This window comes from Streptococcus sanguinis SK355 (assembly GCF_000212855.1).
Lineage (GTDB): Bacteria > Bacillota > Bacilli > Lactobacillales > Streptococcaceae > Streptococcus > Streptococcus sanguinis_A.
This window is the reverse complement of sequence record NZ_GL890993.1, coordinates 1430779-1444815: the sequence shown is the minus strand read 5'-3', so window position 1 is coordinate 1444815 and position 14037 is coordinate 1430779. Positions and strand designations below refer to the sequence as shown.

Annotated in this window: 9 protein-coding genes; 4 read left to right on the top strand and 5 right to left on the bottom strand. The window is 45.2% G+C overall.

Annotated features, from left to right (window positions below):
- Window positions 1–36 precede the first annotated feature (36 nt).
- Complete coding sequence (locus tag HMPREF9389_RS04315; RefSeq protein WP_032906480.1) at window positions 37–2733, bottom strand: cation-translocating P-type ATPase; 2697 nt, start codon at window positions 2731–2733, stop codon at window positions 37–39.
- 285 nt (window positions 2734–3018) lie between these two features.
- Window positions 3019–3405, bottom strand: a complete 387-nt coding sequence (locus HMPREF9389_RS04320) for a DUF1934 domain-containing protein (RefSeq protein WP_002930028.1) — start codon at window positions 3403–3405, stop codon at window positions 3019–3021.
- Window positions 3406–3520: 115 nt separating this feature from the next.
- Between HMPREF9389_RS04320 and HMPREF9389_RS04325 the strand changes: the two genes are divergently transcribed.
- Genes HMPREF9389_RS04325 through HMPREF9389_RS04340 form a run of 4 tightly spaced genes read left to right on the top strand, consistent with a single transcriptional unit; the run spans window position 3521 to window position 8097 of the window.
- Window positions 3521–4822, top strand: a complete 1302-nt coding sequence (locus HMPREF9389_RS04325) for an HD domain-containing protein (RefSeq protein ID WP_002930024.1) — start codon at window positions 3521–3523, stop codon at window positions 4820–4822.
- 1 nt (window position 4823) lies between these two features.
- A complete protein-coding gene (gene yidA / locus HMPREF9389_RS04330; protein ID WP_002930022.1) occupies window positions 4824–5633 on the top strand; it encodes a sugar-phosphatase in 810 nt (269 codons plus the stop codon).
- Window positions 5633–6847, top strand: coding sequence for an aminoacyltransferase (locus HMPREF9389_RS04335; protein WP_002930021.1), 1215 nt, complete (start codon window positions 5633–5635; stop codon window positions 6845–6847). The genes yidA and HMPREF9389_RS04335 overlap by 1 nt, the downstream gene beginning before the upstream one ends.
- Window positions 6848–6861: 14 nt before the next feature.
- Window positions 6862–8097 (top strand): aminoacyltransferase, encoded by a 1236-nt coding sequence (locus tag HMPREF9389_RS04340; protein WP_002930019.1) that lies wholly within the window; start codon window positions 6862–6864, stop codon window positions 8095–8097.
- Between the two features lie 33 nt (window positions 8098–8130).
- On the opposite strand, the gene HMPREF9389_RS04345 is transcribed toward HMPREF9389_RS04340, so the two are convergent.
- The 3 genes from HMPREF9389_RS04345 to rfbD all read right to left on the bottom strand — a co-directional run bounded on the left by HMPREF9389_RS04345 (window position 8131) and on the right by rfbD (window position 13967).
- A complete protein-coding gene (locus tag HMPREF9389_RS04345) occupies window positions 8131–12009 on the bottom strand; it encodes a GBS Bsp-like repeat-containing protein (protein WP_002930017.1) in 3879 nt (1292 codons plus the stop codon).
- Window positions 12010–12073: 64 nt separating this feature from the next.
- Window positions 12074–12832: a triose-phosphate isomerase gene (gene tpiA / locus HMPREF9389_RS04350; protein WP_002930013.1), complete on the bottom strand. Its 759-nt coding sequence runs from the start codon at window positions 12830–12832 to the stop codon at window positions 12074–12076.
- A 280-nt stretch (window positions 12833–13112) separates the two neighbouring features.
- Window positions 13113–13967 carry a dTDP-4-dehydrorhamnose reductase gene (gene rfbD, locus HMPREF9389_RS04355; protein ID WP_002930012.1) on the bottom strand — a complete coding sequence of 285 codons (855 nt, stop codon included), beginning with the start codon at window positions 13965–13967 and terminating at the stop codon, window positions 13113–13115.
- Window positions 13968–14037 lie beyond the last annotated feature (70 nt).

The window sequence follows — 14037 nt, the reverse complement described above, 5'->3', positions numbered from 1 at the left end:
TACGCAAAAAAGCCATCCGAAGATGACTTTTTGCTCTTAAATAGCATTCTTGTCCATACCTAATTTACGTTGGATGAACTTAACAATTTCAACAATGACAATCATGGAAAAGCTACCAATCAGAACAACTGTCCATTGTGACAAGTCCAGCTTGGTCACATGGAAAATCTTTTCCAGTGGATCAATTACAATAGTCGAAATCAATAGGATGAAAGAAACCAGAATAGACCAGTTAAAGGTCTTAGACTTGAATGGACCAACTGTAAAGATAGACTGATAAACAGATTTTACATTATAAGCATGGAAGAGCTGGATGAGGCCAAGCGTTGCAAAGGCCATTGTCAGAGCATCCGCATGGATAGCCTTGATATCACCGGCATGAACGGGATTAGAGATAGCATAACCATAAACCGCCAGAACCAAAGCCCCTTGCAGGACCCCCTGATAGATGATAGAGCTCATCACTCCACCTGAGAAGAAGCTAGACTTACGGCCGCGAGGCTTATGACTCATGACACCTGGCTCAGCAGGCTCAACTCCCAGAGCGATGGCAGGGAAGGTATCCGTTACTAGGTTAATCCAAAGCAGATGAACTGGCTGCAGCACATCCCAACCAAAGAGGGTTGCCAAGAAAATAGTCAGCACCTCAGCTGTATTAGCTGAAAGGAGATACTGGATGGTCTTTTGAATATTAGAGAAGACCTTGCGTCCTTCTTCCACGGCTACAATGATGGTCGCAAAGTTATCATCTGCCAGAATCATGTCAGAGGCACCCTTAGATACTTCTGTACCTGTAATGCCCATACCGATACCAATATCCGCAGTCTTCAGAGCTGGTGCGTCATTGACACCATCACCTGTCATGGCTACGACCTTACCTTGGTTTTGCCAAGCTTTGACAATCCGTACCTTATGCTCAGGCGAAACTCGGGCATAGACAGAGTATTGGCCAACAACCTTTTCGAATTCTGCATCAGAAAGCTCATTGAGCTCTGCGCCAGTCAGGACATGGTCTTCAGTATCTCCTTCTTCGATGATACCCAAACGCTTAGCGATAGCTTCAGCTGTATCCTGATGGTCACCGGTAATCATAATTGGACGAATACCTGCTTCCTTGGCTACACGAACAGCTTCTGCAGCTTCTGCACGTTCTGGGTCAATCATACCGATTAAACCAGTAAAGATTAAATCATTTTCTAGATTTTCAGATGTCAGTTCAGACGGAACTGCATCAATAATCTTGTAAGCGCCAGCCAGCACACGCAGAGCTTGGTGAGCCATGTCTGAGTTGTTCGACTTAATCAGCTGTGAAGTAGCATCATCAATTTCTGCAACATCTCCAGCCTTATCACGGGCAACACAGCGTTTCAAGAGTTGATCTGGCGCTCCCTTTACTGCCACAAGGAATTTCCCATCTGGCAATGGATGGACAGTAGACATGAGCTTACGGTCTGAATCAAAGGGCAGCTCAGCTACTCGAGGATATTTCTCTAAAAAGGCCTTCACATCATAGCCCTTGTCCAGAGCATACTGGATAAAGGCTGTTTCTGTTGGGTCACCAATTAGCTTCCCTTCCTGGTCAATCTTGGTATCATTGGCTAAGACAACCGAACGTAAGAGCGGCAGCTCTAGTCCAAGTTTAATATCTTGTCCAGCTTCATTCAGGACTCCGTCGTAAAAGACTTTTTCGACCGTCATCTTATTCATGGTCAGGGTACCAGTCTTATCTGAAGCGATAATCTCAGTTGATCCCAAAGTCTCAACAGCTGGAAGCTTACGGACAATCGAATTCCGCTTAGCCAAAACCTGAGTTCCCAAAGCCAGCACGATGGTAACGATAGCAGGCAGACCTTCTGGAATAGCAGCAACTGCCAAGGCTACAGAGGTCATCAGCTCATCTAGTGGATTTTTCCCTTGAATGAAGACACCGACTACAAAGGTCACTGCAGCAATCACCAAGATAGCATAGGTCAGAACCTTAGACAGGCTATTAAGATTTTGCTTGAGCGGTGTGTCCGTTTCATCCGCATCCTGCAACATACCTGCGATATGGCCGACTTCGGTGTACATCCCTGTATTAACAACCAATCCAACCCCACGACCATAGGTCACATTTGAGTTTTGGAAGGCCATATTAACACGGTCGCCAATACCAGCATCTGCAGCTACCTCTACAGTCAAATCTTTCTCAACCGGCACAGACTCACCTGTCAGAGCCGCTTCTTCGATTTTCAGTGAATTAGCTTCCAAAAGCCGCATATCTGCTGGAACAACGTCCCCGGCTTCCAGTCTAACGATATCGCCAGGTACCAACTCCTTAGAATCTACTTCTGTGACATGGCCATCACGCAGGACACGCGCAGCTGGGCTAGACATGGATTTGAGAGCCGCAATCGCTTCTTCAGCCTTGCCTTCCTGATAGACGCCGAAGATGGCATTGATGATTACTACCGCTAGGATGATCAAGGCATCCGCAATGTCTTCACCACCTGATGTGACAACAGACAAGACCGCTGCTACCAACAAGATGATAATCATCAAATCCTTAAATTGCTCCAAAAACTTCATCAAGAGAGATTTTTTCTCCCCTTCATCCAGTTCATTGCGGCCATAATCAGCTAAACGCTTGGCTGCTTCTTGACTGGATAAACCTTGCTCTGAAGCGTCCAAAGTTTTGAAAATTTCCTCAGGACTCTGGGTGTAAAAAGCTTGGCGCTTTTGTTCTTTTGACAATGTATTCCTCCTCTTGGCCTCTTTTATTCCTGAAGTTTTCTGACCACTACGACTCATCATCTTGAGCCACATCAGTCATATCCAAAAAGTCAGAAACAAAAAAGAGACCTGTTTATTAACAAGTCTCGCTATTTCATACAAGGCCGGAAATTTCTTTCGTATTGACGACCTTGTAACGGTTATTCCGTTAGCTACTCCCTTGAGTTAGAAACTATTATACCAAATTTTCAAGCTTTTGCAAGGGGAAACATTATGATTTTCAAGAGTTTTCTCGAAGAATAGCAGCTAACCCCAGCTAATCTCCATCTCATAGCTGGCAAAAATCTGCTCCCCATCAAGAGTTTTTAGCTGATAATGAAGTTGCAGAATCTGCTTGGTCAAATCAACCTTATAAAAAGAAGTATCAGTCACAAACTGCTGCACGCCCACAGGTGTATGGATGCCAACCAACGCCTGCCCTTGACTGATGAAGCGCATGATGGACTTGGGCTCAGAAAAGCGGGTCATAAGCAGCTCTTTATCGTGAAACTTCAGAACTACTTTCTCTCCTTCTTCATTTTTATATAGCAGATAATGAAAGTCTCCTTTTTGCGTCCAGTCCGTATCGTAGACCTGATCAATTAGCTCGGTATGCCCGTCCAGCTGGATTTGATTTTTTATTCTGATTTGCATCTTTATCTCGTTTCTGTTTTTCTTTCCCTATTCTACCAAAAAAATGACAAAATTGCTCTTCTTTCAGTCGCAGCTTTGATTTTTTTCCTACTATGATTTGTGGTATAATGGTAGCATGATTGAAAAAGTATTTCGGGACCCGGTTCACAATTATGTTCATGTGGACCATCAGGTTATTTATGATTTAATCAATACCAAAGAATTTCAACGGCTGCGCCGCATCAAACAGCTGGGTACTTCCGGCTATACTTTCCACGGCGGGGAGCACAGCCGTTTTTCGCATTGTCTGGGAGCCTATGAGATTGCCCGGCGCATCACCAAGATTTTCAATGAAAAATACCAAGCCAACTGGGACAGCCACGAAAGCCTGCTGACCATGACAGCTGCTCTCCTTCATGACTTAGGACACGGAGCTTATTCACACACTTTCGAGCGCCTCTTTGATACTAATCACGAGGACATTACGCGGCAAATCATCACCAGTCCAGAGACAGAGATTCATCAGGCCCTGGTGCAGGTTTCACCAGATTTTCCAGAAAAGGTAGCTAGCGTCATCAACCATACCTATCCCAATAAGCAGGTGGTCCAGCTGATTTCCAGCCAGATTGATGTGGACCGGATGGATTATCTCTTGCGAGATTCCTTCTTTACTGGCGCTTCCTATGGGCAATTTGACTTGACTAGAATTTTACGAGTGATTTGTCCTGTAGAAAAGGGCATCGCCTTCAAGCGCAATGGCATGCATGCGGTAGAAGACTACGTAGTCAGCCGCTACCAGATGTACATGCAGGTCTATTTCCACCCGGCCAGCCGAGCTATGGAAGTTCTGCTGCAAAATCTGCTCAAGCGGGCCAAGTTTCTCTATCCAGCTCAGAAGGATTATTTTGCCCTATCATCTCCCAATCTCATTCCATTCTTTGAAAATAGAGTGACCCTGCAGGATTATCTGGCCTTGGATGATGGTGTTATGAATACCTATTTCCAAGTTTGGATGGCTAGTCCAGACAAGATTTTATCTGACTTGGCTCAGCGTTTTATCAACCGCAAAGTCTTTAAGTCTATCGTCTTCTCTCAGGAAAACGAAGCGCATTTGGATATCATGCGAGACCTAGTTGGACAGGTTGGTTTTGACCCTGATTACTATACTGCTATCCATCGTAATTTTGATTTGCCTTATGATTTCTACCGGCCTGACGTTGAAAAACCTCGGACCCAGATCGAAATTCTGCAAAAAGATGGCAGCTTAGCAGAACTGTCCAGCCTGTCACCTATCGTCCATTCGCTAGCAGGGACCAGACAGGGCGATAATCGCTTCTACTTCCCTAAGGAAATGCTAGCAGATACAGGACTTTTCAGCGAAAAAAACCAGACCTTTATGCACTATATCAAAAACGACCAATTTACCTACGGAGAATAATATGTCTATCAAATTAGTTGCCGTTGACATTGACGGCACCCTTTTAAATAACCAAAAAGAAATCACTCCTGAAGTCTTCAGCGCTGTTCAGGATGCCAAGGCTGCTGGCGTTAAAATCGTCATTGCAACAGGCCGTCCTATTGCGGGTGTTCAAAAGCTTCTCGAGGAGCTAGAGCTTAATCAGCCAGACAACTATGTCGTTACCTTCAACGGCGGACTGGTGCAGGATACTGTTACAGGTCAAGAATTAATCAAAGAAACACTGACTTATGACGACTATCTGGATATCGAACTGCTCGGGCGAAAATTAGGTGTTCACATGCATGCCATCACCAAGGACGGCATTTATACAGCCAATCGCAACATCGGTAAGTACACTGTTTACGAGTCCAATCTGGTCAGCATGCCTATCTTCTACCGCACACCTGAAGAAATGGCCAATAAAGAAATCGTTAAGTGCATGTATATTGATGAACCAGAAATTCTGGATGCAGCTATTGCTAAGCTGCCATCAGAATTAGCCGAAAAATATACACTGGTTAAATCAGCTCCTTTCTATCTGGAAATTGTAAAAAAGACTGTCAACAAAGGGGCTGCTATCCTCCATCTGGCCGAAAAACTGGGCTTGAGCAAGGAGCAGACCATGGCTATCGGTGATGAAGAAAACGACCGCGCCATGCTGGAAGCCGTTGGATCTCCTGTTGTCATGGAAAATGGCAAGGAAGAACTCAAGAAAATCGCCAAATATATCACCAAATCGAACGACGAATCCGGCGTAGCACACGCTATTAGAGAGTGGGTTTTAAAATAATGTTTAGTTACAAAATTGGAATTTCAGCTCAGGAACACGACGATTTTGTCACGGCTCATCCGCAGGCCAATCTTCTACAGAGCTCAGCCTGGGCTCAGATTAAGGATAACTGGGCAAATGAGCGCTTGGGCTTCTATAAAGACGACCACTTGGTTGCTGCAGCCAGTGTCCTGATCAAACCACTGCCCTTGGGGATGACCATGCTTTATATCCCGCGCGGTCCCATCATGGACTATAGTGACAAGGAGCTGCTGACCTTTGTTTTGGCGTCGCTCAAGAAATTTGCCAAGGAGAAAAAAGCGCTCTTTGTCAAGTTTGATCCTAGCCTCTTTCTGGCAGAAAGCAAGATGGGCAGTGAATTGCAAGACAAAGCAGAGACAGTTGAGCTGATTCAAGAACTGCAGCAAGCAGGAGCTGTCTGGGTCGGGCGGACTGAGTCTCTGGACGAAACCATACAGCCTCGCTTGCAGGCCAATATTCATAAAGAAGATTTCAGCGAGGATCTGCTTTCTAAAAGTACTCGGCAGGCTATTCGTACAGCCCGTAACAAAGGTATTCAAATCCAATTTGGCGGAGCAGAATTACTAGATGATTTTTCAGCCCTGATGAAGAAAACGGAAAATAGAAAAAACATCCACCTGCGTGGCAAAGACTATTACCAAAAACTCTTGGATACTTATCCTGAGCATTCCTACATCACCTTGTCCAGCATTAATCTAAAGGCACGCTTGGAAGACTTGCAGGCTCAGCTGACCAAGACACTCAAAGAAGCTGAGAAATTTACCGAGAAAACCAAGCCCGGCAAGATTGAGAATAACCAGCAAGAACAGAAACGCCTCCAGGAAGAGATTGACTTTCTGCAGGACAAAATCAGCCAAGGTGCTGCTGTCGTTCCCCTGTCTGGCACCCTGGTCCTAGAATACGGCAAGACTTCTGAAAATATCTATGCCGGAATGGACGAGGAATACCGTCGTTACCAACCAGCTATCATCACTTGGTACGAAACGGCCAAACATGCTTTTGAGCGCGGAGCAGATTGGCAAAATATGGGAGGAATCGAAAACGACCTCAAGGGCGGTCTCTACAGTTTTAAATCCAAGTTCAATCCGACCATTGAGGAATTTGCTGGTGAATTTAACCTGCCAACTAATCCTCTTTACCACCTCTCCAATCTGGCCTACACTCTCAGAAAGAAACTGCGCAGCAAGCATTAAAAGAAAGGAAGCCTATGACCTTTAAACTTCTCAGCCAAGAAGAATTCATCCAGCATACCTCAGCTAGCTCCCAACGCTCTTTTATGCAGACCGTGGAAATGGCAGAGCTGCTGAGCAAGCGTGGCTTCAGTACCCAGTATGTTGGCTACACCGACCCGCAGGGACAGGTAGTGGTATCTGCTGTCCTCTACAGTATGCCTATGACTGGCGGCCTCCATATGGAAATCAACTGCGGTCCTGTCTCTACCGATGCTCAATACCTGCCCCCCTTCTATCAAGCTTTGCAGGCCTATGCTAAAAAAGAAGGCGCCCTGGAGCTCATCATCAAGCCCTACGAGACTTATCAGACCTTTGACAGCAATGGCCAGCCTACATCTGATGAAAAAGTCGAGCTTATCCAGCAACTGACTGATTTGGGCTTTGACTTTGACGGCCTACAGACAGGCTATCCAGGCGGCGAGCCTGATTGGCATTATGTCAAAGACTTAGCTGGTCTGACGGAGAAAGACCTGCTCAAATCCTTCAGTAAAAATGGCAAGGCGACTGTCAAAAAGGCTAATACCTTTGGTATCAAGCTAAAAAGGCTGGAACGTGACCAACTCAGCGTTTTCAAAGACATCACAGCTGCTACTTCTGACCGACGTGAATATGATGACAAGCCGCTAGACTACTATCAAGATTTTTATGATAGCTTTGGTAAGCAAGCGGACTTTATGACAGCCAGTCTTAACTTCAAGGACTACCTTCAGAACTTACAAAAAGACCAAGAGAAACTGGGCCAGAAAATTCAGAAACTGCAGGCGGACTTGGAAAACAATCCTCAATCTGAAAAGAAACAAAATCAGCTGCGAGAACTTTCCAGCCAGTTTGATAGCTTTGAAACCCGCAAAGCAGAGGCTCAAGAGCTGATTGATAAGTACGGCGACCAAGACCAGATTCTGGCTGCCAGCCTCTTTATCTATACCCCTCAGGAAGCAACCTATCTTTTCAGCGGCTCCTATCCTGAGTTTAATAAATTCTACGCTCCAGCCCTGCTGCAGGAATACGTTATGACCGAAAGTATCAAGAAAGGTATCCCATTTTATAATTTCCTCGGTATAATGGGAATTTTCGACGGTTCTGACGGTGTTCTGCGCTTCAAACAGAACTTCAACGGCTTCATCGTCCGAAAAATGGGAACTTTCCGTTATTATCCTAACCCACTCAAGTTTAAGCTACTTCAGCTCATAAAGAAAATTCTAAGACGTTAAAAAAACCAAGGTTTCCCTTGGTTTTTTGTATGTTTATCTATAACGAGGTGTCGCAAAACCACGGATATTCCCATGACCGATGCGGTAAGTATTGCGTTTAACTACGTTATTGCTGTTGCCTTCAATCGTGTGAATGATGCCATTTTCAACTTTTTCGACAATACCGATATGATCAGCCCAGCCATCGTTTTGCTGGGTATCTTTGTCCCAGTTAAAGGTGATAATATCGCCTGCGCTAGGAGTCGAATTGCCATCTTCATTCCAGATACCTAGTCTTTGGAAAATATGAATATGACGCTCTACGCCACACTCGCGGCCGATAAGATCGCTCAAGCCCTCTCTTTGGAAAATAACTGTAGTAAAAATGTCGCACCAGTCATCCGTGTTCTTCACAGCATAGCCAACCGGCAGCGGTCTGACACTGTTATAATCGTTGACCAAGCGCTGATGCTCAGCACTGCCTCCCCTGACACCTACCATAGCAGCTGCCGCCGCAAGAACACGGTCTCGCTGACTAGCTGCCTGAGGACGGTTTACAGAGATAGAGGTCTTTTCTCCACCAGCTCCCTGCAGCTGATTTTGATTATTTAAGTAATACAAGTGAACATTGTACTCACCTGCATTATTCTTATGGTCACGCGCATATACATGCTTACGATAAGTACCATCAGCCTGACGATCAGCCGTGTACCATTGGACATCATCTTGGCCGTTGGCCTCTGACCAAGTCGGCAGGTAAACTGTCTTGAGACCTTCTGGTGCCACAATGCCTGATACTACAATGTCAAACTCTCCAGTATCGTTATTTTTATTTTGAATACTAATTTTACCTTGCGGCTTACTGATAGAAACGTTGATCTTGATGCCACCTGCTCCTACTAGCTTACCATCATTTTGGACATAGTAAAGATGTACATTATATTCGCCCTGAACGTTGTTATGGTCACGCGCATATACATGCTTACGATAAGTACCATCAGCCTGACGATCTGCTGTGTACCATTGGACATCGTCTTGACCATTAGCCTCTGACCAGGTTGGAAGATAAACTGTCTTAAGACCACCTGGCGATACGATATCTGAAACCACAATATCAAAATCGCCGGTTTCGCTGTTGCGATTCTGAATGCTGATTTTACCTTGAACTTTTGGTTTTTCTATGGAAATAGTCGTTTTAGTGCCACTCACACCAACCAAGCTGCCATCATTCTGCACATAGTAAAGGTGCACATTATATTCGCCCTCAACGTTGTTATGGTCGCTCAGGCGAACTCGTTTCCGATAAGTACCGTCAGCCTGACGCTCTGCATCATACCACTTGATATCATCTTGGCCATTGGCCTCTGACCAAGTCGGCAATGATACGCTCTTGAGACCGCCTGGAGAGACAATACCCGAAACCACGATATCAAAATCGCCAGTTTCGCTGTTGCGATTCTGGATGCTGATTTTACCTTGCGGCTTGCTGATAGAAACATTGGTCTTGATGCCGCCTGCTCCTACCAACTTGCCATCATTTTGCACATAGTAAAGATGCACATTATATTCGCCTTGGACATTGTTATGGTCGCTCAGGCGAACTCGTTTCCGATAAGTGCCGTCAGCTTGGCGCTCCGCTGTGTACCATTTAACATCATCTTGACCGTTGGCTTCAGACCATGTTGGCAGGGAAACTCCCTTCAGACCGCCCGGAGAGACAATACCCGAAACCACAATATCAAAATCGCCGGTTTCATTGTTGCGATTCTGGATGCTGATTTTGCCTTGGGCTTTTGGTTTCTCTATGGAAATAGTCGTTTTAGTGCCGCTCACACCAACCAACTGGCCGTCATTCTGCACATAGTAAAGGTGCACATTGTACTCGCCCTCAACATTATTGTGATCACTCAGACGGACATGCTTACGATAAGTGCCGTCAGCCTGACGCTCTGCGTCATACCACTTGATGTCATCTTGACCATTCACAGTAGACCATGTTGGCAGAGAAACGCTTTTCAGACCGCCCGGAGATGAAATACCTGAAACTACGATATCAAAATCGCCGGTTTCTTTGTTTCGATTTTGAATACTGATGGTGCCCTTAGGTTTGCCAAGAGAAACGGTCGTTTTAGTGCCGCTTACACCAACCAAGCGGCCGTCATTTTGGACATAGTAGAGATGGACATTGTACTCGCCCTGCACATGATTGTGATCGCTGATGCGTACCCGCTTCCGATAGGTACCGTCAGCCTGACGTTCAGCAGTATACCACTTGATATCATCTTGGCCGTTGGCCTCTGACCAAGTCGGCAGAGAAACAGTCTTGAGACCTCCTGGAGATGAAATACCTGAAACAACAATATCGAAATCACCAGTTTCGCTGTTACGATTCTGGATGCTGATTTTTCCCTGTGGCTTGATGACAGATACATTGGTTGTAGTACCGCCAACACCGACTAATTGGCCGTCATTGCGGACATAGTAGAGATGGACATTGTACTTGCCAACTGAATCCTTATGTCTGCTAGAATCAACAGAAACTTTATAAGTACCATTGGCCTGCTGAGTGGCTGTGTACCAGATAATATCGTCTTGACCATTAGCTTCAGACCACACTGGAACACTAACAACAGACACTCCATAAGGAGCAGAAACGTTTGAAATAACAACATCAAAGCTGCCGTTGACATTATTCTTATTCTGAATACTGATGTTACCCTTTAAAGGCTGCTTAGCAAGAGCAGACTGCTGGGTAAATCTCCCAGTGTAATCAACGCTATGGTCAAATACATGCTTGCCAGCTAAAAGCTGAGCCTGGGCTGTAAACTGCCATGCTCCAGCGCCACTATTGTATTTGAGAGATTTAGCTCCATCAAGATTTAAATTAGAAGACGGATACTGGGCCACCCAGAAGTTGCTATAGCCAAATTGCGATGTATTAACCGGTCCCTTGCTGCGAAGATTATTTTGATCCAGCCAGCTGGCACTGGTATAGTACATCAGGTTAGAATAACCCAGTCTGCGCATCTCATCCGCCCAAGCCTGGGTATGCTGGTTGATCCCATTTTGCATTTTAGGATCTTCCATGTCATTGACCATGACCGTGTTTTTAGGCAGACCTAGTCTATTAGCAAAGGCAGCATAATAACGAGCTTCTGCTCTCGCTTCTTCATCGTTAGTATAGTGCGAGAAGGCATAGGTCGATACTTGTAAACCAGCTCCCTGAGCATTTCTCACTTGAGACTCGGCAAATGGATTCGTGTAATGGGTTCCTTCTGTCAGTTTGACAACGACACCGCCAACCCCTTGCTGGGCTAATTTACGATAGTCGTCCACGCTGATATGGCCATTGTGGCTGCTGACATCTACAAAGGAAGTGCCTTTAATCTCTGCTTGGGAATTCCCGCGGGCTGCCTGAGCCTTTGACCCAGCATTATAAAATACAGTTTTTCCAGCATTACTAGCTTTTGGTGCTGATGCTACTGCAGGACTGGCCTTTGGCTCTGAAGCAGTAACAGAATCTGCAACAGAAGAGCTTGCTTTTGCTGACTGATCAGCTGCAGTTTCATTCTGATTAGAAGGAGTTGCATCTGACTGAGTTTGCCCTTCTGGCTTAGCAGGTGCCACCTGAGTTTCTGCAGTGGCTGATTGAGCTGCTCCTCCAGACTCAACAGCTGTTCCTACAGCATTCGTTACTTGCTCCTCTTGCTTAACTGCTTGAAATGACTGTTCTGCAGATGATACTGCTACAGTCGGCTGTTTAGACGCTTGTGATGCAGCCGCATTCACTATCTGATTCTGGGAACTAACAGACCTTTCTGTTTTTAAAATTTCTGACTCAGCGACAGTATGTTCCTCGGCTTTTGCAACATTGGCAGTCGCTGCCAACAAAATAGCCGTACTCGCTAAATAAACCAATTCTTTCGATTTCAACTTTTCTCTCCAACTTTTAAAAAACTTGTCACCTTTGGGAGGACAAGTCTTTTTTCAACATTTTTTATTTTACAAAATCAAGCAATGCCAAGAAGCTTTCAGCTTCAAGTGATGCACCACCAACAAGAGCACCGTCAACATCTGGACAAGCCATGTAAGACGCAACATTTTCAGGTTTTACAGAACCACCGTACTGAACGCGAACCTTGTCTGCTACTTCTTGACCAAAGTCAGCTGCTACAACGTCACGAACTGCTTTACACATCTTTTGAGCGTCATCTTGAGTTGCTGACTTACCAGTACCGATAGCCCAGATTGGCTCATAAGCGATAACCAATGATGCAACTTGCTCTGCTGTCAAGTCTTTCAAAGCAGCTGATACTTGAGCACCAACGAAATCTACAGCTTTGCCAGCTTCGTAAGTTTCAAGCGACTCACCACAGCAGATGATTGGCACCAGACCATTGCGGAAGATAGCGTGCGCTTTTTTGTTGATGTCTTGGTCTGTTTCATGGAAATAATCGCGGCGTTCTGAGTGACCGATAACGATGTAGTCAACTCCAACTTCTGCAAGAACTTTAGGGCTGTTTTCACCAGTGAAGGCACCTGCATCTTCAAAGTAAGCGTTTTGGGCTGCTACCTTAAGATTGCTTCCTTTAGCTGCTGCCAAAACAGTCGTCAAATCAATTGCTGGAGCAGCGATACCAGCTTCTACCAAATCTGAAGAAGGCAGCTTAGCAGCAACTGCTTCTACAAAAGCCTTTGCTTCTTCAGGATTTTTGTTCATTTTCCAGTTACCAGCAATAAATGGTTTACGTGACATATTCACACACCTCTTCTATTTTATTTATAGTAACATTGTAACACAGTTGAATGAAATAATAAAGGTTATCCACAGAATTTCATCAAATTGAAACATCTTTATTTTAAGGGGATAAGATCTGTGGAAAATTCTTCTCATTATCATTTTCCCCTCGTATCTTCAAGACAGCTCTTTCTCCACCAGAGCACGCACCTCAAAATCACTTCTTGAATCTGCCAGAAGAAAAAACAGAACCTAGTCTGAAACTAAGTTCTGTCGCTGTTATCAACTTCAAAGAAAATCACTGTTTCTTCTCTTGCTTGTAAAACTCTTTTAAGGCATCCTGCCAAGTCGGAATGACAAAGCCTGTAGCCTTGGCCTTGGCCAGACTCATAGTTGAGTTGAAAGGCCGCTTAGCCTTGGCTGGGAACTTGCTGGAATCAACTGGTTGAACTTCCACATCTGTATCTTTGAGAATTTCCACTGCAAAGTCATACCATGTCGTATCCTCTGCCGCATCATTAGACAGATGGTAATAACCAAATTCCTTTTGGTTTTCAGCCAGATGAGTCATAAATTCAGCCAGCGTACGAGTCCAAGTCGGACGGCCATGCTGGTCGTTGACTACGGTCAAAGTATTGTGCGTCTTGGCAAGATTTTGCATGGTAAAGACAAAGTTTTTACCGTAGTTACCAAAGACCCAGGCAGTACGGATGATATAGAAACGGCTGGAATATTTCTCAACCAGCTCCTCACCCATGCGCTTGGTACGGCCATACTCAGTCTGCGGATCCGGCCGGTCATCTACTTCCCACTCCTCACCGACAGGCTTTTGTCCGTCAAATACATAGTCTGTTGAGATGTAGACCAAGGTTGCTCCGTGTGCTTCAGCAGCTTTTGCCACATTTTCAGTACCGGTCACATTGATGGCATAGTCCAGCTCTTTTCCTTCGTCCTCTGCCGCATCAACAGCGGTATAGGCTGCGCAGTGATAGACCAAGCTTGGCTTGACCTCCGCAAAGACCTTGTCCACCATTTGGGCATTGGTAATATCCATTTCTGCCACATCAACAGCCACATACTCCTCATTGCGCTCATCCAAAAGATAGCGAAGCTCTGTACCCAGCTGTCCATTCGCACCTGTAATTAAAATCATTTGTCTTTCCTTTCACATCATAAACATTCAATGAGTTTATTATAACAAAAAAAGCAGAAAAAATCTGCTT